We start from the raw sequence: 22,617 nt of genomic DNA, 5'->3' as shown, positions 1-22,617 counted from the left end.
AGAGGTTCATGTTTGCGCAGGCAAGCGTTTTACGTCGGGGAAAGGGGGATGCGCTATCGCACCAGCCGGATCGGCTCACAATGGTGGCCAGTCAAGGTCAGCTCCCCCGCGCCAAGCTGCACGCCCAATGAGGAGAGCGTCGCGTCAAGGACAGCGTCCACAGGCGCGGTAAGCCCGGTCAGAAGCGCCGAGGGCAGGGCGGCGAGCACTCCGTTCACCACCGGCGCTGCCAGCGCCGAGATCAACCCTTCTTGCCCCGGCTTGATCCGCAGTTCGGTGTTGGCAGGCGACAGAAGGTCGCCCACCGCCGATGACAGCAAAGCCCCTGAGCCAAAGGTCTTCACCGTGCTCGCGTTGGCCACGTCTGCATGGGTAAAGGACACCGACTGCGCCTGTGACGCGCCCACCCGCGTGGTGGACCGCGCCTGAAGGGTCAGGCCCGGGATGACGATGTCCGGCAACAGCGGCACCGGCACCGGTGCGACACGACGTAATCGACACCCTTTGACAGGAACAGGGCGGCGGCGATGACCTTGGCGGCGGGGAACAACATATCGATCCCGATATTGGTCGTCGCCAGCATCCAGACCAGCCCGACAGTCACGGCGATCAGCGGCAGCACGGTCTTGAGGAAGGCATAGATCAGCAGCGCGTCACGGCTGCGAAACCCGGTCGAGGCAAGCTCCGAGGCGGTGTCATGGGCTTCCCCGCCCAGAACGGCGGCGAAGCGCTCGCCGATCCCCGCGATCACTGCGCGCGCGGACCGGACCGCATGGGCAAAACTGCCACCTTGACCCGTAGGGCGGGTGCCTTGACGGGGCGGCGTGCTCGCCTTGGCGCGGTGCAGGCGGCCCGCCAACCGGCTGCGCTGCACCTCATGATGCAACAGCGCGGCACAGCCCAGCGACACCAGAGCCAGCCCGCCGAAGGCGAGCCAGAACATATTCTGCATCAACCCCTCAGACATCGAGCTTTCCCATCCGCGCCATGATGAACATCCCCAGCCCGATGCTGGTCAAAGCCGCGACGCTCATCACCTGGCCGCGCGTGTCCAGCGCCAGCGGGGCGAGGTATTGCCAGTTCAGCAAGGCGAGGATGAAGGCGACCGCAAAGGGCAACGCCGCAAGGATCAGGGCCGAGGCGCGCGCCTCGGACGTGAGCGCCCGTGCCTTCTTGCGCAACTTGCGCCGTTCGCGCAACTGGTGGGCCAACCCCTCCATCGTCTCGATCAAATTACCACCGGTTTCAGTTTGCAATGACGTCGCAACAGCAAAAAAGCTCACTTCCGGCGTGGGGACGCGGGTTTGCAATCGCGACAGGCTCTCAGGCAAGGTCGCGCCCATGCGCGTCTCGTCATAGCAGCGCGAGAACTCCTTGCGGATCGCCCCTTTCGACGTTTCGACAACGATGGACAGGGAATCCGACACCGGCCGCCCCGCCCGCAGCCCCCGCGCGAACACGTCCAGCGCTTCGGGCAGGTCGGTGTTGAAGGCCACAAGATAGCGGGCCTGTGCCGCGCGAAGCACCAGAACCGCCAGCGCAGGCGGCGCGAGAAGCGCCAAAGGCAGCGCCAGAAGCGGGTTCATCCCCAGCAAAAGCACCAAGAGAAGATAGAGCGCCAGCGTGCCGACGGTGACTTGCAAGACAAGCTCGCCGGTGCGGGTGCGCAGGCTGGTGCGCTCCAGCTCCGCCTCGATCCGCGCAAACAGGCCCGAGCGGGCTTGTCGGTCCTTGCGCGGCAGGGTGGGTGTGGCCACCGTGGCGATGGCGTCGCCGCGCACCCGTTGCAGCCGCGCCGTATGCCTGCGCCGCCGCCGGTCCATGTGGATCATCACAGCGATCAGCCCGCCGATAAAGGCCACGGCAAACGCAATAGGCAGAAGCAGCATCACCGTCATGCCCGCCCCCCGAGGATGGCGTCGAGATCACCGGCGACCCCGTAGTCCGCCGCCTTGGTCGCGAACTTGGGTTGAAATCCGGTGTAGCGGAAGGCGCCGCGCACCTCGGTGCGGGTGCTGGTGGGGTCGGCCTCGAAAACGAAAAGGTCCTGCAGGGTGATCGTGTCCCCTGCGATGCCCGCCACCTCGGAGATCGAGGTGATGCGGCGCTTGCCGTCGCGCATGCGCGAGACCTGGATGATCAGATGCACCGCGTCGGTCAACTGGCGCCGCACGACGCCACCGCCCGGGGCGAAGCCCGCCAGCGCCGCCATGCTTTCCACGCGGGTCAGCGCTTCGCGGGGGGAATTGGCGTGCAGGGTCGACATCGACCCATCGTGGCCGGTGTTCATCGCCTGCAGCAGGTCCAGCACCTCATCACCGCGAATCTCGCCGATGATGATCCGGTCCGGGCGCATCCGAAGCGCGTTGCGCACGAGGGTCCGCATGGTCACCTCGCCGGTGCCTTCCACGTTCGGGGGGCGGGTCTCGAAGCGCACGACGTGGGGCTGCTGGAACCGCAGTTCGGCGGCATCCTCAATGGTGACAAGGCGTTCGCCCTCGGGGATGAATTGCGACATGGCGTTCATCAGCGTCGTCTTGCCCGACCCAGTGCCGCCCGAGATCAGGACGTTCAGACGCAGAAAGGCCGCCAGCCCGAGAAAGGCCGCCATCTGCGACGACAGGCTGCCGCCGGCCACGAGCTTGTCCAGCCGCACGGGGTTTGTCGGGAACTTCCGGATGGTGATCGTCGGTCCGTCGATGGCCAGCGGCGGCACAGCGACGTTGACGCGGCTGCCGTCTTTCAGGCGGGCATCGACCATCGGCTGGCTTTCGTCGATCCGGCGGCCCACTTCGGCGACGATCCGGCTGGCCACGGCGAAGACATGGGCGTTGTCGCGGATGCGGATCGGTGTCAGTTCCAGCTTGCCGTGGCGCTCGACATAGACCTTCTTCGGCCCGTTCACCATGATGTCGGTGATATCCTCATCGGCCAGCAGGGCTTCCAGCGGGCCAAGGCCCAGCATGTCGGCCAGAACGGCACCCACAAGGTCGGCCACTTCGCGCCCGTTCAGGTGCATCTTGCGCTGTTCCGACAGCATGCGGATCGCGGCGTGGATCTGTTTTTCCTGCTCGGCGCGGCTCTGTCCTGCAAGGTCCGCGAAATCAAGGACCTCGGACAGGGCGCGGATCACCTCATTGGCGAGGGTCATCAACTCGTGCGAGGTGTCGCGGTCTTGCGTGCGGTCCGGCTGCGGTGTAGCGGCAGCCGCGTTGGGACGATCTGCGCGGGGGCTTGCGTCGGGGTTTGGTTCCGGCGCGGACGGGGCAGGCGTGGCACGCGCAGACGGCGTGGCATCCGGTCCGCCCAAAGCCTGCGTCGCCTCGGTCAGCAACTCGCGCTGTATCGCCAGCGGCCAGCTTGTCGTCGAATTCTCGACCACGAAAGAAACCGCCACATTGGCGCGCTCGGCTGCGGACAACCCGTCGGCGTCGATCTGTTGGGCGATGGACAGGACCTGTTCCAACGCCTCGCGTTTTGAAGGTTGCGAGACGTGGGCGTTCATCCGAAGAACCTTCTTTTGACGGGTGGTTTGGCCGCGTTTGGCGTGGCGGGTCGGGCCACCTGTGCCGCGGACCAGAGCGCTTTGACCGCCTTGGCATAGCCACCGCGGGGTTGCACCGCGACCAGCGGCTTTGCCGCGCGCTGGGCACGGACAATGGGCGCGTCGCAGCGGGGCAGGGTGCCGGCGAGGGCATGGCCCAAAGTCCGCTCGATATCCTTGCGCGACAGGCCCGCGTCGGCGTGCAGCTCGGACAGGACCGGCTGGATGGCAAGGTCGGGATTGCGCGCCGACAGCCGTTCCATCAGGCGGGTCGCGGCGCTGACGCCGGAAAATCCGGCGGGCATCACCAGCAAGAGCGCGTCGAAATGTCCGGCGAGATCCTCACGCCGCATCAACGTCTCCCGCGGGAGGTCGGTGATCACCGCCTCGAACGCCGTGGGCAGAGGCGGCAGGATGCCCGACAGCCCACCCTCATAAGGAAGCGCGTCCTGCCCCATGCGGACCTGTTGCGAATACATCAACAGCCGGTCCGCCAACGGGTCCATGGTGGCGCCGATGAAGGTTTCGTCGATCCGCTCTGGCGCCATCAGGGCATCGAACAGGCCGGCCGTCTCGTCGCGGTCCATGTCGATCGCCTGCGAGCCGAACTGCAGATCGGCGTCGATCAGCGCCGTGCGCAGGCCCGCGCCCTTTGCGGCGGCGGCATGAAAGGCAAGGTTTTGCGCCAGAAGGCTGGCACCCACGCCGCCGTTGCTGCCCATGACCGCCAGGGACAGCAATTTGACAGGGGCCGCCACGAGGGCTTTGGGGCGCACGGCAAGGATGTCCTCGGGCGTCACCGGAAAGCTGAAATAATCGGTCGCGCCTGCTTTGAGCATGGCGCGGTAGGTGGCGATGTCTGCCTGATCGCCCAGCACGATGACATGGGCGCCAGAGGCGGAAATCTCGGCGACGCATTCGCAGGCCATCTCGACCGGGATGCTGCCGATCTCGGCCAGCACGATATCCGCCAGACGTGCGCCGGTGCTGAGGCGCGTTGCGCCGCTCAGCCCGCCGCCATGTAGGGCCGATGCGGTGCCGCCGTAACGCTCAAACACGGCGCGCGCGACCGCCGCGCCTGCATCCGAACATACATAGGCCTGCACCGTTGTCAGATCCTTGGATGTCGTGGAATCGAAAGGCATAAGCGATCCTTGCAGAGCAGTTCTAGTGAATTCGTTGGAAGCGACGGTGCGCATGGTCCGGCCATAAGCACCGCCAAGCTGTCATTCCGCGACTGCCAAGCTCAAAGCGTCGTACATTTTCGCGAAGCCTTTTCAGTGTTATCGCCCAGCGTAACGACCGTCCCGACGATCACCGCGCCCACAAGGGCGGCGAAAAGGCCGTATTCGATGGTGGTTGCGCCGTCTTCGTCCTTGGCGACGGCCCGGGCGAAGGTGTTGAGTGCTTTGCGTGTGAAGGTCCTGGTCTGGTCTTTCCTTACAGGTGGCGTCTGATGCCATGTGTGGCATAGACTGATTGCTCGTTGGTTACCGGACAGCTTTGCGTGTCCTTGCAGAGAGCCCGTACTGCCATGCAGTCAGAGGGGCGACTTGGGGACAGTCGCAAACCAATCGGACTGCAATGTGGCGCACTGCCGAAGCAATTATAACGATTCTTAGCTAATTTTCCGGTTAAGCATGCTGTTTGGGGGGCTTGCGCCCGGCCTGTGCGATGGTGCTACAAGATGGTCTGACCACACCGGCAAGGGGCCACGCACCGTGATCGAAATCCTGTCCACCGTGGGCCTGTGCGTGCTTCTGGGCGCTGTCATTCTTTATGATCTGCGCCAGATGCGTCTGCCAAACCGCTTGGCGCTGCTCTTCGTGCTGCTCTTCGCGCTGGCCGAGGTCTGGACCGTTCCGGCGGGGGATCTGGCGGGGCGGGTCGGGGTTGCGTTGCTGGTGCTGGTGCTGGGCATGGTTGCGAATGCCGCGCGGCTTGTGGGGGGCGGAGACGTTAAAATCCAGTCAGCGCTGATGCTGTTCATCCCGCTGCGCGATCTGGCCCCGTTCCTGTTTCTGCTCAGCCTCAGCATGGCGGGGGGAATCGTCATCCTTTTGGGCGTGCGGCGGGCCCTGGATCGGGCTGCAGGAAAGCGGCCGCTACCCCATGGGGATCAGCATCGGGGCAGCTGGTCTGATTTACGTCGCCCTGAACTGGAGCGGTGCCCTCTAGAGCGGGGCCAAGGCGGCTTTCATGGCGGCGATGGCCGAGGCATCCGTCCGCTTGCGCGACGCCGCCGCGAAGCCGAAGGCCGCGATGTTGTCGGCCACGGCCAGAGGCACCGCGCAGGAGGCATGGAACGACCGGATGCCCGTCCGGTCCGCCACACGCGCCACGTTGTCAGGCGTCAGCCCGCTGCCGGCCATGATCTCGATCCGGCCGCCAGCGACCTCTTGCAGCGCGGCCAGACGGCCCAGGCCGTCGCAGGCCTGTCGCGCGCCCCCGGAGGTGAGCACACGCACGAAGCCGAGGTCGATCACCTGTTCCAGTGCAGTGAAGGGATCGGGCATGAGGTCGATGGCGCGGTGCAAGGTGCAGGCAAGACCGCCCGCCGCGTCGCGCAGGCGGGCCATGGTCTGAAGGTCCAGCCCTTCGCCCTGCATCGCCCCAAGGACGACCCCCTCAAGCCCCGCGTCCCGCACGGCGTCAATGTCGGCTTCCATGACCGCGACCTCGGCCGCGGAGAATTCGAAATCCCCGTCCCGGGGGCGGATCATCGCGTGCACGGGCAGGGGGCTGCGGCGGGCCGCCTCCATCAGTCCGCGCGACGGGGTGAGACCGCCGAGCGCAAGGGCGCTGCACAGCTCGATCCGGTCGGCTCCGGCCTCGCACGCAGCCAACGCGGTGGCCTCCTCGATGCAAACTTCTAGCGTGGCGGGAACAGTCTGCGACATCACCGGGCTGCAAGCGTGGTGGGCAGATCGCCGCGATATTCCAACCCCTCGGACAGCACGATCACATCCTGCGCGGGCCGCCCGACCAGCTGCGCAAGCTTGGGCCGGCCAATGCAGGCGGCGGGGGTGGTGATCGCCATGCGCAGCGCGTCCTGCGCCGAAACACCCACATACCGCACCAGACGCTGCACGCCCTCGGCCTGTGTGACATGGGCGCCGGCAAGGCTGCCTTCGTCGTTCACCAGCTTGCCGTCCCGGACCGAGATCGTGCGCCCGTAAAGATCGAAGGACGCAGGGCCGCCGACCGTGGCCATGGCGTCAGAGACAAGGAACATCCGGTCGGGGCGGGGCCGTGCGCGAAGGGCAAGGCCCACCATCTCGTCGGCAACGTGGTGTCCGTCGCAGATGATGCCGGTGTAGCACTCGGAATTGATCAGCGCGCCGGTGACACCCGGCGCGCGGCCCAGCATCGGCGACATGGCGTTGAACAGATGGGTGCCGCAACAGGCGCCTGCGTTGATCAGGGCGCGGGCCTCTTCGGCGGTGGCGTCGGAATGCCCGACCGAGACGATCGCCCCCATGCGGGTCAGGGTCGCCACCTGTTCGGGCGACGCGCTTTCCGGGGCGACGGTGATCATCACCGGCACGTCTTGCGCCCGCAGCCGTTCGACGCAGCCCAGCGTTGCAGCGTCCAGCGGGCGCACGAAGCGGGCCGCATGGGTGCCGCGCCGCGCGGTCGAAATGTGCGGCCCTTCGATATGGAGGCCGGCAAACCCCGGCTCATCGGTCAGGGTCAGGGCCGCTTCGGTGACCTGTTCCAGAACTTCAGGCGCGTCGGTGATCACCGTGGGCAGGATCGCCACGGTGCCAAGGCTGCGGTGGGCGGCAAGAACCCGGCGGATGCCCTCGGGGGTGGGGGTCGAATTGACCATGACCCCGCCGCCGCCGTTCACCTGCAGATCGACAAAGCCCGGCGTGACCAGCCCCGGCAGGGGCTGCGCATCCGACGGGGCGGGGCTGATCCCGGCCACCACACCATCGACCAGATGCAGTGCCTGTCCGGGCTGCAGGCGCTCTCCGTCGAACAGCAGATCAGGGGCGAGCCAAAGGTCCGTCATGCGCTTTCACCGAAGAAATAGGGGTCGAGCATACGCGCCACATGGGCGTCCACGATCCGCTGGAACAGATCCCCCTGCTGGACTTCGGCGCGGTCGCGGATCTCGGCGTCGAAGTGCGCCAGCACCGCGTTCCGGTCCATGGCATTCACGTTGGCCTGTAGTTTTGCGATGGCCGCCTGCGCATCCGGCTGCGGCCAGTAGTAGCGGATGCGGTCGGCCAATCCGTCATGGCGCTGGGCTGCCTTCTCGGCGTCGGAGCCGTGGTAATGCCCCTGCCAATAGCTCGGATCGGCCAGCATCAGACGCTCCATCACGGCGCGCAGGTGCGGGCTGTCCTGCACCTGATCAAGCGCATAGACCGCATCGCGATAGGCGAAAGTCAGCGCCGGGCCGACCTTCTGGAAGGCAAAGCCCAGCTCGGCCAGCCGGGGATAGACGGCGTCGTCCTGATAATCGGTGGAATGGGCCTCAAGACAGACCTGCGGATAATCGGACAAGGCCGCAAGGAAACCCGGGTCGCGGTCGATGGGCAGCTTGTGCACGTCGGTGGGGGTGAACTCGACCCCCGGCTGCACCACCAGCCCGCCGATCATCGGGGACAGCGCGCCGAAGGTCTCCATATGGGCGGCAAGCGTCTTGCGGGCGGCTTCGGCATCCGTGGGCGCAATCGCGCCGTCCTCATCCGCGCGGGCCCCGCCGGGGGGCGGCACTTCGGTGCCGACCACGAACAACAGATCTTCGCCCGCGTCGGCGCAGACCCGTGCCAGATCGGCGGACCGCTCGGCGGTCTGATCGTCGCCCAGTTGCGCGGGCTCACCGGCGCAACCTTCCGAGCAATCCAGATGGATCTTGCCGAAGCCCGCCTTGACATAATCGCGCACCAGCACGCGGGCTTTCTCCATCGCCTGTTCGGCGGGCATGGCGCGCCACGCCTGCGGGCCAAGATGGTCGCCGCCGAAGATGATCCTTTCGCGGTCGACCCCGGCGGCATCGGCGATCTTGTGGGTCAGGTCGATAAAATCCGTGGGCCGCATGCCGGTGTAGCCGCCGTCCTGATTGACCTGATTGCTGGTCGCCTCGATCACCACATGGCGGTCGCGCTGCTGGGCAAGCACGAGGCTGGCGCGGAGCACGTCCGGATGGGCGGAACAGACCGAAGGAATCGCCACCGGCGCACCGGCGCGATTCTTGCGGATGATGGTTTTCAAAACGTCAGACATGCTGGGCCTCCTGCCATGCGGCATAACCGGCGCCCCGTGCGCCGCTTGCGTCCCCGCCCTGCGCACGGGCGATGGGGGGGATGGTGAAATCTCCGATCTGGGCGCGCAGCGTGGCTTCGGTCAGATCCTCGACAACGCCGTCGATGGTCGACAGACCGCCGCCCAGAACGATGATGTCGGGATCGACGGTCAGGATCAGGTTGCGCAACAGATCGGCGGTGAAATCGCACCAGACGGACCAGACCCGCGCCGTGTCGGCGGTGTCGCGTGCGGCGATCTGGTGGGTCGTCAGGGGCGTGCCGGTGAGGGCTTCGCCCATGCGGGCCATGCCCGGTCCGGCGATATAGGTCTCGGCGCAGGCCATTCGCCCGCAGCCGCAGCGGTAAACGGGCAATGCGTGTTCCGCGACCAGTCCGGCGGGGGCGGCGCAATGGCCGTATTCGCCCCCGGTCAGGGTCGGCCCCGTCATCAGCGTGCGGTCCACCGCCAGCCCGCCGCCGATCCCGGTGCCAAGGATCAGGGACATCACCGTCCGGTGGTCCCGACCCGCGCCGAACACGGCTTCCGACAACGCCAGCGCGCGGCAGTCATTGATATAGGTCACGGGCCGCCCCGCCGCTTCGGCGATGTCATAGGGCAGGGGTTTGCCCGTCGCGCAGATGTTGGCCGTCAGCGCCTTGCCCGTCGCCGGGTTGAGCAGCCCCGCCGCACCGATGCCCACGGGCAGCCGGCTGCCGGCCGCGCCCTCGCACCAGCCGATCAGCTCGGCAATGGCCGTGACCAGCGCGGGATATTCCTTCGGCGTCTCCACCCGTTTGCGGTCCATGACTTGCCAGTCCGCATCGAAAAGCTGCGCCTCGATCTTCGTGCCGCCAAGGTCGATGCCTGCGGCGATCATGGCGCCACCGGATAGAGCGTGACGCCCGAGACAACGCGGCTGAGCGTCCCTTGTCCTGCGAAAGGATCATCGACGTTCAGCCCCAGATCCGCGGCCCAGCGGACGCTGTCGATCTGCGCTGCGGCGATGCACAGCGGGGCCGCCCATGCGGGACCATAGGGCATGGCGATGTCGATCTCTCCGCCCGCGCCGACCGAGGTCACCCGCGCCCGCGGAAACTGGGCGCGCAGCTCGGCCAGCAGGTCCGCCTCGTAAGCGGCCGTGGGCTGTTGCGGGCTGGTGAAGACGGTGATCGCGGTGTCGTCGCGCACGAAGGACTTCGGGCCGTGGCGGAAGCCCAACGCGCTGTCCCACAGCGCGGGCGTCTGTCCGGCGGTCAGCTCCATCACCTTGAGCGCGGCTTCACGCGCGGCATAGGTGAGCGCGCCGGAGCCCACATAGACCGCGCGCGCAGGGCGGGGGGTGCCCAGCGTCGGCAGCAGCGCCTCAAGCTGGTCGGCCAACGCGCCGAACCGCGCGGGCACGTCGCAGGACGCATCGAAGAGCGCCAGCGCGGTGAGCAACATGGTCGAGAAGCTGCTGGTCATGGCGAAGCCCGCGTCGTGGGTCGCCTCGGGCAGGTTGATGACCTTCACCGGGCCGGGCGACGGGCGGGTTGCCAGTGCGCTGTCGGGGTTGCAGGTGATGTGCAGGCGCGGCGCGTCCGGGGCCAGCGCATCCAGCGCGTCCAACGTGCCGATGCTTTCGGTGGAATTGCCCGAGCGGCCGAAGCTGACGACCAGCGGGCGGTTTCCGGTCAGAAAGGCGTGCGGATCGGCGACCAGATCAGTGCTGGGGACCGCGCGCGTGTTGGGCACAGAGGCGGCGATGATGTCGCCGATGTAGGCGCTGGAACCTGCGCCGCAAAACCAGACCTCATCATGGGACTGGGCGGCGATCCAGTCGCGCACCGAGGCCACGTCGAAGGCTTGCCCCCAATCGCGCCAGATTTGCGGTTGCTGGTGGATCTCGCCCCAAGTTTTCCACTGATCGAGAGAGGTGTCTTGCGTCGTCGTCATGTCGTTTGTGTCACTTTTGAAAGAGTTTCGGGTGTGTCGGGGTTCAGCCCCAGCGCCAGCGCGGTGTCGAGGATCACCGGATACATCAGCGCCAGCAAAAGCGCGGCGGCAGCGGCGGGCAACAGGTCGGCGTCAATCACGTCGCGGGGGCGCAAACGGTGCACGTCGCACTCCGCGTCGCGGAACCGGGCTTCGGCCTGATCGAGGCTGTCCTGCACGGGCGCGGCCCCGGTGTCGAGGATCAGCACCATAAGCGGGTTGGTCGCCAGTTGCAGTGGCCCGTGCAGCACTTCCGAGCTTGAATAAGCCTCGGCGTGCAGGGCGCAGCATTCCTTGAGCTTCAGCGCCACCTCTTGCGCGGCCCCAAACCCGGTGTCGCGGCCGATCACATAGACGTGCCGCGCGCGCAGGAAGGCGGATTTGAGCCGTTGGGCGTCGGGGTGTTGCGGCGCAATATCTTGCAGCGCGCTGGCCGAGGGCGCGGGGTCATAGGCGGGCTTGAGTGCGTGCAGCAGGGCCATGCCCGCCGCGATCGCGCCGATCACCGTCTTTGTCGCCGGCACCGCCCGTTCCGGACCCGCGCCGATGGGCACGGTCAGGTCCGCCGCCGCTTCGACCGCGCTGTCGGGCTGGTTGGTCAGGGCCAAAACCCGGGCCCCACGCGCCCGCGCGCCCTTGGCCGAGCGCACCAGATCGTCGCTGGCCCCCGACTGGCTGACGACCAGCGCCGCCGCGTGATCCATCGCGACGCCGTCGCCCAAAGAAAAGACCGAGGGCGGCAGCGAGGTCACCGGCACACCCAATTCGCGCATCATCTCATAGGACAGGATGTTCGCCGCCGCATCGGAGGAGCCGCGCGCGATGGTATAGATCGCCTGCAAGGCGGAGATGTCCGGCAGGGCCACCGATTGCGTTGCGGCTTGCGTGAAAACCGACAGGCTTTCAGCGGATTCTTTGGCCATCAAGGCCCCGTGGGGGCGGTCTGCCATGCTCATGCCCGCAACCCGAATGCGTCGAACTCGGCCCAGACCGGTGCGAGGTCGACCATCCCGCCGCTGATCCGCGCCTCATCCAGCGCCATGGCGACCAGCCCAGCCTCAAGCGCGTCGACCACGCCCACGGGCAGGCTGTCCGCGTCGCCCCGCAGGAACGCCGCGATGTCGTCGACCATCATGTGATCCGCGCCGTAGTGGGCCGAGGCCCGCGCGCTGTCCATCTGGCTGTAGTCGTGATCCGCCAGCACCGTCCCATCCCGCGCCGTGGCTTTCAGATAGCCGCGCACGAAGTCGCCCTCGGCCATGCCATGGGTGCCCATCACGCAGAACCGGCGGTGTTCGTCGGGCACGTTGAGGTTGGTGTGGAACGCAAGGCTCGCCCCGCTGTCGTAGTGCAGGATCGCGGTCTGGTGGTCGATGATGTCCCCGTCCGAGTGGAAGGCGTCATCGACCGAGTTCCAGACCGACTTCTTGCGGTGCATGATCTCGTTTTCCGCATTCGACGTCGGCGCGTTTTCCGGCACGAAAGATTTGCGCCCGCCGAAGCTCGCCACCCGCGTGGGGCGGCTGTTTGTCACCATGTTGTATATGTCGAGGTCGTGGCAGCACTTCTCGAGCATGAAGCCGCCGGACCAGTGCACCATCCGCCGCCAGTCGCGCATGAAGAACGCACCGTGATAGGGGCCGATGTGTTCGTTCGCCTCAAGCGAGACAACGGGGCCGAGATCGTCCAGCACGCGACGCAGGTCGACCATGTGCTGGGAATAACGCAGCACCAGCCCGACCATCACGCGGTCGGTGCCGTGCTCGGCCAGCAGGGCGGCAAGCTCCATCGTTTCCTCTTTCGTGGTCACGACGGGTTTCTCGGTGAAGATGCGCACGCCGGCGTCCAACCCGGCCTTGATATGCTCAAGATGGAAACTGTTGGGCGAGCCCACGAAGAACAGATCCGGCTTGGCCTGCGCGAGCATGTCCTCCACAGCCTCGAAGCGCGGAATATCGGTGCCGATCATCTCAAGATGGGTCGGCTGCGGGTCGTAGTAGCCCACGAACTCGACTTCGGGCATGGCCTCTTTCAGGATCGACAGGACATGCCCCGCCCGAAGGCCGATCCCTGCGGTGACAACCCTCATGCCGTCATCTCGGGTGCGGATTGGCGGCGCAGGACGTCGCCGTTGGCCTGAAAGACGTGGCAATCGCGCGGCGCGACGGAAAGCGTCAGTGGCTCGCCCTCACGGATCGGCGCGTCCCCGGGCAGCGAGGCGCAAAAACGGGTGCCGTCGGCGGTTTCGCCATAAGTGATCGACACGCCGCCCAGCCGTTCCAGCACGCGCACGGAAATCTCCATGCCTTCGGGGGCAACGGTGACGTGCTCGGGGCGGATGCCGACCTCGACCTTGTCGCCGGCGCGGGCAGAACCGGGCTCAACCGGCAGCGTCATCCGGTGGCCGCCGCTGAGTTCAACCGTCAGGCCCGCCTGATCCGCGCCCAGCACCGTGGCGGGCACGAAGTTCATGTTCGGCTGGCCGATGAAAGCGGCGACGAACTTGTTCGCAGGGTGGTGATAGAGTTCCATCGGGGTGCCGAACTGCTCGACCCGCCCGCCGTTGAGCACCACGATCCGGTCCGCCATGGTCATGGCCTCGACCTGATCGTGGGTCACATAGACCATCGTGGCATCAAGCGAGCCGTGCAGCTGGCTCAGCTCGACCCGCATGTCGCCGCGCAGGGCCGCGTCAAGGTTGGACAAAGGCTCGTCGAAGAGGAACACCTTGGGTTCGCGCACAATAGAACGCCCGATAGCGACCCGCTGACGCTGACCGCCCGAAAGCTGGCCCGGTTTCAGGTGCAACTTGTCGGTGAGTTGCAGGATTTCCGCCGCCCGCTGCACGCGGCGGTCCAGATCGGCCTTGCCGAGCTTCTGGACCCGCAGCGGAAAGGCGATGTTTTCATAGACCGAAAGGTGCGGGTAAAGCGCATAGGATTGGAACACCATGGAAATGCCGCGGTCCACCGGATGTTCGTCGCTCACGTCTTGCCCGTCGATCACGATCGCGCCCGACGTGGCCTCTTCCAGCCCGGCGATGATCCGCAGCAGGGTGGATTTGCCACAACCGGAGGGGCCGACGAAGACCACGAATTCCTTGTCTTCGATGGCAAGGCTGATGTCGTGCAGCACTTGGGCCGCGCCAAACGATTTGGTGATGGCATTGAGGTTGAGCGTCGCCATGTATCCGTCCTGTTGAATGGGGGTCTGGGGGCTTCGGGCCGCCGCGCGCGGGGCGGCCCGAAGCGGTGACGCTTAAAGCGCGTCGTCGAGTTCTTCGCCGGCGATGGTCACCAGATTGTCCACGGTGTCATCTTCTAGCAGGATGCCCTGGATCATGTTGGTGAAGACGGACTGCAGCGATTTGAAGTCCTCCACCAGCGGCTCCGGCCCGCCCTTGGCGATGCCGCCCACGAATACGGGCCAGACGTCGCCCTGGGTGTAGTAGGGGTCTTCCATGCCGAGCGCTTCGTAATCGAGGATCGGCGTCAGGCCCCAGCTGCTGTCGAGGTCATACTGGCTGTCGCCCGAGGTGATGCGCTGGGCCAGATCGTGGGCCAGATCTTCGTGGCCCGAGCCCTTGAACACCACGATGGAGTCGGTGATCAGGATCGACCCGCTTTCACCGGACGGACCTGCGGGGACCGGAGCGACGAGCTGGTTGATGTCGTCGTTGTGCTGGTTCAGGCGGTCAGGCCCGGCCACATACATGGCGATCTGCCCGTCGTTGAACAGCTCGGTCAACTGGTCACGTTCCCATGCGGTCGGCCCCTCTTGCGAGACCGAGGCAAGGCGGCCGTAGAATTCCAGCGCTTCGCGGGTTTGCTGGCTGTCGAGCATGTTTTCGCCCGTGTCGGAATCGATCACCGTGCCCCCGTTGGAATACAGGTAGTTCAGGAACTGGTGCATCGTGTTGTCGAAATCCTTGCCCGCAAGGCCGACGCCGGCGCTGTCGGTGTTCTCGACCACGGTTTCCGCCATGGCATACATCTCGTCCCATGTGGCGGGGGCGACGCAGTCCTGACCGGATTCCTCGATCACGTCACAGTTGAGATAGAGTGCCTTGGTCGAGAAGGCATGCGGGTAGCCCCACTGCACACCCTCAATCGTAACCGTGTTCAGAACGCCGGGCTGATAGGGGGCTTCGGGGTCGATCCGCGCTTCTACGATCATGTCGTTCTTGGCCAGCTGGCTCAGCGTGCGCGAGCCCATATAGGCGATGCTCGGGGGATCGCCCGCCGCAGCCAGCGTCAGCGACTTGTCCTGGCATGTGCCCCATGGCACAGCCTCAAGGTTGACGGTCACTCCTTCGTGGTCGGCCTCGAACTCCTCGATCACGGCCTGATCCGCCGGGCGCACCTCGCCCCCGCACATGATAAAATGCATCTCTTCGGCCTGGGCGGACATCGCCGTGCCCGAAAGCAGCACAGCCCCCAGTGTCAGGTTCATCAGTTTCATTTGGTCTTCTCCCTTGGTTGTCATTGTTGTGGCTATTCTTTGACCGCACCGGCCGTCAGACCCGCCACGAGGTATTTCTGCAAGAAGAGGAAAATCACCATGACCGGCAGCACGCCGACCAGAGCGGCCGCCATCATCTGGTTCCACGTCACATCCTGATAGCCGATGAACTCGAACAATCCGGCGGGCAGGGGCTGCAACTCTCTTTGCTGGTTGAAGGTGATCGCGAACAGGAATTGCTGGGCATAGGCGCCGATGAACACGGCGGTGCTGACCACGATCAGACCGGGCACCGCCAGCGGCAGGACCACCCGGCGCAGGGTGTACATCCGCGACGCGCCATCGACGAAGGCCGCTTCTTCAAGCTCGCGCGGGATCTTCTCAAGGTAGGAGCGCAGCAGCCAGATGCCCGTGGGGATCAGGAAGGCCACGCCGGGGACGATCATCGCCCAATAGGTGTTGAGCAGGCCCATGGTGCGCAGCACGCGATAAAGCGGGATCAACAGCACCGCACCGGTGAACATGTTCACCCCCAGAAAGATCGCAAGCGAGCCGTTCTTGAACGGAAACTCGAGCCGCGCATAGGCATAGGCGGCGGGCACCACGAAGATCATCGTCAGAAGCGTCACGGCAAAGGCGATGAAGACCGAGTTGAAGATATAGCGGCCGAGCAGGGGCACGGTGTCCCACATGTCGGAATAGGCCTGAAAGCTGAAATCCTCGGACCAGAACTGATAGGGGCTGCGGAACAGGTGATCGAGCGGGCGCAGGGACGCCATGAACATCTCGAAAAAGGGCAGCAGCATGAAGATCAGAAAGACCGTGATCGCGGCATAGATCCCCAGCGTCTGCAGTTTGGTGTAGCGGTCCATCATGTCACTTGGTCCCGTATTTGCGGTTCACGAGTTTGAGCACCTGCAGGTAGAGGATCGAGAAGATCCCCAACAGGATCACGATGATCACCGCCCGCGCCGAGCCTTCGCCGAATTTGAAGTTGCTGATGGCGGTCTTGTAGGTATCGACGATCAACGTGGTGGTGGCACCGCGCGGCCCGCCCTCGGTCAGGATCCAGATGATCTCGAAGCTGTTGAAGGTGAAGATCGCCGACAGCAGCGACATCGACACGATCACCGGCATGATCTGCGGGATGGTGATGCGGCGGAACCGATACCAGCGCGACGCGCCATCGACCCATGCCGCTTCGTAAAGGTCGCGGCTGACGCCCTGCATCGCGGCTAGAAAGAACAGGGTGACCATGGGCGTGCCGACCCAGACGTCCGCCACCACAGCCGAATAGAAGGCCGATTGCTTGTAGGCCAGGAATTCGAACGGCCCGTCGGTGATCCCCAGCTTCATCATCGTGCCCGACAGCACGCCGAAATAGCCGTTGTACAGCCACAGCCAGCCGATCATGCCGATGGCCATGGGGATGATCCACGGCGGCATCACCAGCACCCGGAACAGGGCGCGGCCGGGCACGGCGGCGTTTAGCAGTGCCGCCCCGATCAGACCCAAGATCAGCTTCAGCGCGACAGACAGAAACATCCAGTAAAAGGTGCGCACGATGGTCTGGTGAAACTTGCGGCTTTCCACGAGGTCTTGATAGTTCGCCAGGCCGACATATTCCTCACCGCCCAGACCGGCCTCCATGAACGAGAGGCGGATCGTCTCGGCCAGCGGCCAGGCGACGATGACGGCGATGAACAGCATGGCCGGCCCGACGAGCAACCACCCGAAAACCTTCTCGGAGACCGCCTTGCGGCGCGGTTTGGCGGTGTCTTGCGGTGTCGCGACAACGGTGTCTGCCATGTGTCCTCCCCAGGTGCGGCAACGTCGAATCACTTGTGCAAATCCAATCGTAGCCTAGGATGACCGGAACGCTACCAATATGATACCAAACAAGGACGAAAATTATTCTCCAACTTTATCAACATGTTGCGCCACGTTATCTGCAGGAATTTATCCAGCCTTCGCGAATTGGTATTGTTTTCGCAACCGCCGACGGAGGCGCGCCATGACCGACGATCCCGACATTTTCGCTGCGGCCTCGTGGTTCCGCGAAGGGCGCGGCCCGCGCTACCGACAGCTGTACCGCCACATCGCGGCGGCGATCCGGACCGGCGCGTTGATGCCCGAAGATCAACTGCCGCCCGAGCGCGAGCTGGGTGAGCGGGCGGGCATCAGCCGGGTGACCGTGCGAAAGGCCGTCGCACAGCTTGTCGAGGAAGGTTTGATCGACCAGCGGCAGGGGGCGGGCTCGTTCGTGGCCTCCGCCGCGCCGCGTCTCAAGCAGTCGCTGTCGTCGCTGGTGTCCTTCACCGAAACCATGAACGCGCGCGGGATGACGGCCACGGCGCAGGTGCTGGCCTGCGGCCTGTTCGCGCCCACCCCGGACGAGATGATGGCGCTGGGCCTGTCCAACGCGGACAAGGTCGCCCGGATCAACCGGCTGCGCCGCGCGAACGACACGCCCATCGCGCTGGAATATTCGTCGCTGCCGCGCGACATCCTGCCCCGGCCCGAATTGGTCGAAACCTCGCTTTATGCGCTCTTGCGCAAGACCGGCGACGCCCCCCGGCGGGCCGTGCAGCGGGTGACCGCGCTCAGCCTTGCGCCTGCGGACGCCGAGATGCTGAACCTCCCCGAGGGGGCGGCCGTCCTGCAGATCGTGCGCACGGGCTACCTGACCTCGGGTCGCCCGATCGAGCTGACGCGCGGGCTTTATCGCTCGGACATCTATGATTTCGCATCAGAACTGAGGCTGGATTGATATGGATTGGACCTGCGCAATCGAGGGCGACCGGATCCTCTGCACCCTGACGCCCGACCGCGACCTGCGCGGCGCAGTTTTGTGCTTTTCCGGCATGGCGCCGATGCGCGTGGACGCGGGCGGCACACGTGTGGGCGGACTGGGGGGCTTCACCGAAGTGGCCTTGCCGGACTTGTCTGCGGGCGCGCCCCATAAACTTCTCATCGCATACAGCGACGGGTTCCGCCCCGCCAACCGCGCATGGCTGCCCATGGGGCCCTATCTGCGGACCGACGCGGGCCCGATTGCCTTGCCCGTCGGGGATCTGGGGTGTCGTCCGGTCGTTCTGCCCGATGTGGGCGAGATTGACGGTCTGCCCGTGGTGCCGCAACCGAGCACATGGCGGGCACGCGGCGGCACCTGCACGCCCGACGCTGGCTCGGGCGCGGATGCAGCCTTGTCGGCGGTCGCGGCGCTGGCCGCGCGGCGGGGGCTGGTCTGGTTGCCGGAGGGGCAGGGTGTCCATCTGGAGCACGCCGACCTTGCCCCCGACGCCTATGAGCTTGAGATCACGCCAGGCCGGATCACCCTGCGCGCGGGCGATTATGGCGGGCGGCTTTATGGCGGCATCACGCTTTTGCATCTGTTGCAGGCGGGGCCGCTCGGCTGCGGCACGCTCAGCGATGCTCCACGCTTTGGCTGGCGCGGCCAGCATCTTGATACCGCGCGGCATTTCTACGCGCCGCAGACGATCCTTGATCTGCTCGACCTCATGGCGCTGTTGAAGCTGAACCGCTTCCATTGGCACTTTGCCGATGATGAGGCTTTCCGCCTGCAAATCGACTGCTACCCCGAGCTTTGGCAAAAGACCGAGATGCGCGGTGAGGGGCATCTGCTGCCTGCGCTGTTTTCCGCCGAGATCGAGGCCGGGGGGAGCTACTCCAAAGCCGATGTGGCCGCGATCCTAACCCATGCGCGCGCGCTCAATATCGAAGTCCTGCCGGAGATCGAAGTGCCAGCCCACGCCGTGGCCCTCACCCGCGTCATGCCGCAGCTGCGCGACCCTGCCGACAACGGGGCCGAGGTCAGCGTGCAGGGCTATCGGGGCGACGCCGTGAACCCCGCGCTGCCCGAGACGTGGGAGGTGCTTGAGGCCATCGTGCAAGAGGTGGGCGCGCTTTTTCCTTTCGGCCATCTGCATCTGGGCTGTGACGAGCTGCCCGAAGGCACATGGATGGGCAGCCCGCGTGCCCGCGCGCTGATGGAGGAAGAGGGGCTGGACGGCACCGACGATCTGCAAGGCTGGATGATGCAGCGGCTGGCGGCCACCGTCGTCGCCAACGGCCAGCGCCCCTGCGCGTGGGAAGAAGCGGCCAAGGGCAGCAACGGCGGCATCGGCAACGGCGCGATCCTGTTCAGCTGGACGGGGCAGGGGCCCGGCATCGAGGCGGCGAAACAGGGCTACGATGTGGTCATGTGCCCCGCGCAGCATGTCTATCTCGACATGGCGCAGAGCGACGATCCAGACGACTGGGGCGCCCGTTGGGCCGGTTTCGTGCCGCTGTCCGAAACGGTCAACTGGGACCCGATCCCTGATTCGTCCACTGCGGAGCGGATCATCGGCGTGCAAGGCACCTTCTGGTCCGAGTTCACCAGCCGCGACGCGCAGCTTTGGCCGATGCTCTTGCCGCGCATCGAAGGCGTCGCCGCCATGGCTTGGCAACAAACGCAAATCCCGCAGGCGGATTTCTTGCGACTTGTTGCGGCAAACCGCTGGTTGCTGACCGCTTTCGATGTGCCGCTGGCCACCTAGTCCGCCTGCCTGCGTCCCGCCCCCCGGCGGGTCGCACAAAGGTTATCGTCAGGTCAAACGGCACAAGGCTTGCGTTCCCCGGTTTCCTGATAAAAGATCACCGGCAATCTTGCGTTCAACCGCACGATGTACCGAAGTGACAGGCGTCCCGGAGGGGGACCGCCCGTCGTATTACAGGGAGCACTTCTATGACGTTCAAAACAAAACTTCTCGCCTCGACAGCCGCGTTGCTGATCGCCACCGGCGGCGCCGCGCTGGCCCAGACCCAGACGCACCCCGAAACCGGCGAAGCGCTGGCGGCGGACCAGTCGTTTTCCTATTCGATCCTTGACGATTTCCCGTCCATCGACCCTGCACTGGTCGAGGATGTCGAAGGCTCCTCGGTCGCGCGTGACCTGTTCGAAGGTCTGATGAACGAAAACGCCGCAGGTGAGCCGGTGCCCGGTGTCGCCACCGGCTACGAAGTCTCCGATGACGGGCTGACCTACACCTTCACCCTGCGCGACAATGCCGTGTGGTCCAACGGTGACCCTGTGCTTGCTGGTGATTTCGTCTATGGCATGCGCCGCGCTGCTGATCCGGCCACCGCGTCGGAATATGCATGGTATCTGGGCGTCATGGGCGTTGAGAACGCTGAAGCTGTGACCGCCGGTGAAATGCCCGTGGAAGATCTGGGCATCTCTGCGCCCGACGACCACACCGTCGTGATCAAGATCGACGCGCCGCGCCCCTACTTCCCGTCGATGCTGACCTTCCCGACGACCTTCCCCCAGCACCGCGCCACCATCGAAGAGCATGGCGACAACTGGACCAAGCCCGAGAACATGGTCTCCAACGGCGCCTATGTCCTGAGCGAATATGTCCCCGGTGAAAAGCTCGTCCGCGTCCGCAACGAGAACTACTGGAACAACGAAGAGACCATCATCGAAGAGGTCACCGCCCTGATCATCAACGACTCCAACCAGGCGCTGACCCGCTACCTGGCCGGTGAAGTCGATGTCGTCATGGACGTGCCCGCAGGCCAGTTCCCCCGCCTGAGTGCGGAGTATCCGGACGAAGCGATGAGCCTGCCGTCCTCGTGCACCTACTACTACCAGTTCAACCAGACCGACACCGGTCCGGAAGCGCTGCAGGACGTGAACGTGCGCAAGGCGCTGTCGCTGGCGGTGAACCGTGATGTCATCACCGACAACGTGCTGGCTGGTGGTCAGAAACCGTCCTGGACGCTGACGCACTGGGCGATCAACGGCTGGGAGCAGCCCGACATTGAAGCGGCCTCGATGACGCAGGAAGAGCGCAACGAGATGGCCAAGGAGCTGATGGCGGAAGCCGGCTACGGGCCTGACAACCCGTTGAAGCTGGAAATCCTCTACAACACCTCCGACAGCCACCAGTCCGTGGCCGTGGCCATCGGCCAGATGTGGAAGCAGACGCTGGGCGTGGAAACCACGCTGTCCAACCAGGAATGGGCGACCTTCCTGACCACCCGCGGTGAGCAGAACTACGAAGTGGCCCGCTCGGGCTGGTGCGCGGACTATAACGAGCCGTCCACCTACACCGACCTGCTGACCTCGGCGTCGAACTACAACGACGGCAAGTTCTCGGACGAGCGTATTGACGAGCTGGCCGAGGAAGCAAAGTTCGCAGACGATCCGATGCCCCTGTATCAGGAAATGGAAAAGATCGCTTCGGACAATGCCTACTTCCTGCCGATCTACCACTACGCGTCTGTGCGCATGATCTCGGACGACCTCGAAGGGTGGCCGACCGAGAACCTGCTGCAGAACTGGTACTCGAAAGACCTCTATATCAGCGCCGACGAGTAAGCGCCGCTGACGTCAACTCCCCGCGCCGCGCCCCCGTGGCGCGGGGACCCTTTTTAGGACACCCCGATGTACTCTTTTGTTGCAAAGCGGCTTGCGGTTGCGATTCCCACGCTGCTTATCCTGATTGTCTTTTCGTTCATCCTGATGTTCGCGGCCCCCGGCGGCCCCTTCACCGGAGAACGCCCGCCCCCCGCAGCCGTGCTGGCCAATATCGAAGCGCGCTACGGGCTTGACCAACCCTATTGGAAACAGATGTGGGACTACGTGTTCAATGTGGTCGTGCATTTCGATTTCGGCCCGTCGTTCCAGTATCGCGACCGCACGGTGAACGACGTGATATCGCAAGGCTTCCCGGTTACGCTGACCTATGGCGCGTGGTCCGCGCTGGTGGCCGTGGTTGTCGGCGTCTCGCTGGGGATCGCCGCTGCGCTCAAGCAGAACTCATGGCTGGATTATCTGGCGGTCGGTGTGACCATCGGCGCGCAGGCGCTGCCGAACTTCGTCATGGCGCCGGTGCTGGTACTGGTCTTCACGCTGTGGCTGGGCTGGCTGCCGGGCGGCGGCTGGAACGGCGGCCAATGGGATCACGTGATCCTGCCGGTGATTGCGCTCTCCACCTCTTACATGGCGTCGATTGCGCGGATCACCCGCTCGTCCATGCTCGAGACGATGAACTCGAACTTCATCCGCACGGCGCTGGCCAAGGGTCTGCCCATGCGCCGCGTGATCTGGAAACACGCGCTGAAGCCGACGCTTCTGCCGGTGATTTCCTATCTCGGGCCGGCGGTCGTGGGGATGATCACCGGCTCGGTCGTGGTCGACGTCTTCTTCTCGACCGGCGGCATCGGCCAGTTCTTCGTCAACTCCGCCTTCAACCGCGACTACGCCGTTATCATGGGCATCACCATTCTGGTCGGTGCGCTCACGATCCTGTTCAACCTTCTGGTCGACGTGCTCTACGCATGGATTGACCCGAAAATCCGGTACTAAG

General features: G+C 65.3%; 21 protein-coding genes and 1 pseudogene. 5 read left to right on the top strand and 17 right to left on the bottom strand.

What is annotated here, in order from left to right; genetic code table 11:
- Window positions 1-53 precede the first annotated feature (53 nt).
- From DC363_RS09575 to DC363_RS17280, 6 genes are all read right to left on the bottom strand, one after another.
- A complete protein-coding gene (locus DC363_RS09575) occupies window positions 54-461 on the bottom strand; it encodes a hypothetical protein (RefSeq protein ID WP_146180777.1) in 408 nt (135 codons plus the stop codon).
- Window positions 434-967: a hypothetical protein gene (locus tag DC363_RS09570; RefSeq protein ID WP_108640921.1), complete on the bottom strand. Its 534-nt coding sequence runs from the start codon at window positions 965-967 to the stop codon at window positions 434-436. Before DC363_RS09570 ends, DC363_RS09575 begins: the two co-directional genes overlap by 28 nt.
- Entirely contained in the window at window positions 960-1,898 is a 939-nt protein-coding gene (locus DC363_RS09565) for a type II secretion system F family protein (RefSeq protein ID WP_108640920.1), read from the bottom strand. Before DC363_RS09565 ends, DC363_RS09570 begins: the two co-directional genes overlap by 8 nt.
- Window positions 1,895-3,505 carry a TadA family conjugal transfer-associated ATPase gene (locus DC363_RS09560; protein WP_108640919.1) on the bottom strand — a complete coding sequence of 537 codons (1,611 nt, stop codon included), beginning with the start codon at window positions 3,503-3,505 and terminating at the stop codon, window positions 1,895-1,897. Before DC363_RS09560 ends, DC363_RS09565 begins: the two co-directional genes overlap by 4 nt.
- A complete protein-coding gene (locus DC363_RS09555) occupies window positions 3,502-4,689 on the bottom strand; it encodes a CpaE/TadZ family protein (RefSeq protein ID WP_108640918.1) in 1,188 nt (395 codons plus the stop codon). Before DC363_RS09555 ends, DC363_RS09560 begins: the two co-directional genes overlap by 4 nt.
- Before the next feature lie 101 nt (window positions 4,690-4,790).
- Window positions 4,791-5,024, bottom strand: coding sequence for a Flp family type IVb pilin (locus tag DC363_RS17280; RefSeq protein ID WP_108640917.1), 234 nt, complete (start codon window positions 5,022-5,024; stop codon window positions 4,791-4,793).
- A gap of 160 nt (window positions 5,025-5,184) precedes the next feature.
- Here DC363_RS17280 and DC363_RS17350 point away from each other — a divergent pair.
- A pseudogene (locus DC363_RS17350) lies at window positions 5,185-5,574 on the top strand (prepilin peptidase); the annotation flags it as partial.
- A 144-nt stretch (window positions 5,575-5,718) separates the two neighbouring features.
- Here DC363_RS17350 and DC363_RS09540 read toward each other — a convergent pair.
- The 11 genes from DC363_RS09540 to DC363_RS09490 all read right to left on the bottom strand — a co-directional run bounded on the left by DC363_RS09540 (window position 5,719) and on the right by DC363_RS09490 (window position 17,047).
- Window positions 5,719-6,444, bottom strand: coding sequence for a copper homeostasis protein CutC (locus DC363_RS09540; RefSeq protein ID WP_108640916.1), 726 nt, complete (start codon window positions 6,442-6,444; stop codon window positions 5,719-5,721).
- Window positions 6,444-7,562, bottom strand: a complete 1,119-nt coding sequence (locus DC363_RS09535; RefSeq protein ID WP_108640915.1) for an N-acetylglucosamine-6-phosphate deacetylase — start codon at window positions 7,560-7,562, stop codon at window positions 6,444-6,446. The genes DC363_RS09540 and DC363_RS09535 overlap by 1 nt, the downstream gene beginning before the upstream one ends.
- Window positions 7,559-8,782, bottom strand: coding sequence for a class II D-tagatose-bisphosphate aldolase non-catalytic subunit (locus DC363_RS09530; RefSeq protein WP_108640914.1), 1,224 nt, complete (start codon window positions 8,780-8,782; stop codon window positions 7,559-7,561). Before DC363_RS09530 ends, DC363_RS09535 begins: the two co-directional genes overlap by 4 nt.
- Window positions 8,775-9,680 (bottom strand): ROK family protein, encoded by a 906-nt coding sequence (locus DC363_RS09525; RefSeq protein ID WP_108640913.1) that lies wholly within the window; start codon window positions 9,678-9,680, stop codon window positions 8,775-8,777. The genes DC363_RS09530 and DC363_RS09525 overlap by 8 nt, the downstream gene beginning before the upstream one ends.
- Window positions 9,677-10,738 carry an SIS domain-containing protein gene (locus DC363_RS09520; RefSeq protein WP_108640912.1) on the bottom strand — a complete coding sequence of 354 codons (1,062 nt, stop codon included), beginning with the start codon at window positions 10,736-10,738 and terminating at the stop codon, window positions 9,677-9,679. Before DC363_RS09520 ends, DC363_RS09525 begins: the two co-directional genes overlap by 4 nt.
- A complete protein-coding gene (locus DC363_RS09515; RefSeq protein ID WP_108640962.1) occupies window positions 10,735-11,700 on the bottom strand; it encodes an SIS domain-containing protein in 966 nt (321 codons plus the stop codon). The genes DC363_RS09520 and DC363_RS09515 overlap by 4 nt, the downstream gene beginning before the upstream one ends.
- Before the next feature lie 29 nt (window positions 11,701-11,729).
- Window positions 11,730-12,866: a Gfo/Idh/MocA family protein gene (locus DC363_RS09510; protein WP_108640911.1), complete on the bottom strand. Its 1,137-nt coding sequence runs from the start codon at window positions 12,864-12,866 to the stop codon at window positions 11,730-11,732.
- Window positions 12,863-13,963 (bottom strand): ABC transporter ATP-binding protein, encoded by a 1,101-nt coding sequence (locus DC363_RS09505; protein WP_108640910.1) that lies wholly within the window; start codon window positions 13,961-13,963, stop codon window positions 12,863-12,865. Before DC363_RS09505 ends, DC363_RS09510 begins: the two co-directional genes overlap by 4 nt.
- Window positions 13,964-14,035: 72 nt before the next feature.
- The gene (locus DC363_RS09500) at window positions 14,036-15,238 is read right to left on the bottom strand and encodes an extracellular solute-binding protein (protein WP_108640961.1); all 1,203 of its coding nucleotides are present in this window, start codon (window positions 15,236-15,238) and stop codon (window positions 14,036-14,038) included.
- A gap of 32 nt (window positions 15,239-15,270) precedes the next feature.
- The gene (locus DC363_RS09495) at window positions 15,271-16,113 is read right to left on the bottom strand and encodes a carbohydrate ABC transporter permease (RefSeq protein ID WP_108640909.1); all 843 of its coding nucleotides are present in this window, start codon (window positions 16,111-16,113) and stop codon (window positions 15,271-15,273) included.
- 1 nt (window position 16,114) lies between these two features.
- Window positions 16,115-17,047, bottom strand: a complete 933-nt coding sequence (locus DC363_RS09490) for a carbohydrate ABC transporter permease (RefSeq protein WP_108640908.1) — start codon at window positions 17,045-17,047, stop codon at window positions 16,115-16,117.
- A gap of 205 nt (window positions 17,048-17,252) precedes the next feature.
- Here DC363_RS09490 and DC363_RS09485 point away from each other — a divergent pair, with 205 nt between their 5' ends.
- The 4 genes from DC363_RS09485 (at window position 17,253) to oppB (ending at window position 22,616) form a co-directional block, all read left to right on the top strand.
- The gene (locus DC363_RS09485; RefSeq protein ID WP_108640907.1) at window positions 17,253-18,008 is read left to right on the top strand and encodes a GntR family transcriptional regulator; all 756 of its coding nucleotides are present in this window, start codon (window positions 17,253-17,255) and stop codon (window positions 18,006-18,008) included.
- Between the two features lies 1 nt (window position 18,009).
- Entirely contained in the window at window positions 18,010-19,800 is a 1,791-nt protein-coding gene (locus tag DC363_RS09480; RefSeq protein ID WP_108640906.1) for a beta-N-acetylhexosaminidase, read from the top strand.
- Between the two features lie 188 nt (window positions 19,801-19,988).
- Entirely contained in the window at window positions 19,989-21,626 is a 1,638-nt protein-coding gene (locus tag DC363_RS09475) for a peptide ABC transporter substrate-binding protein (protein ID WP_108640905.1), read from the top strand.
- 66 nt (window positions 21,627-21,692) lie between these two features.
- Complete coding sequence (oppB, locus tag DC363_RS09470) at window positions 21,693-22,616, top strand: oligopeptide ABC transporter permease OppB (RefSeq protein ID WP_108640904.1); 924 nt, start codon at window positions 21,693-21,695, stop codon at window positions 22,614-22,616.
- The last annotated feature ends 1 nt before the right edge of the window (window position 22,617 follow it).

It is taken from the genome of Thalassorhabdomicrobium marinisediminis (assembly GCF_003072065.1).
In the GTDB taxonomy this organism is placed as follows: Bacteria; Pseudomonadota; Alphaproteobacteria; order Rhodobacterales; family Rhodobacteraceae; genus Octadecabacter; species Octadecabacter marinisediminis.
This window is presented reverse-complemented; position numbering and strand designations above follow the sequence as displayed.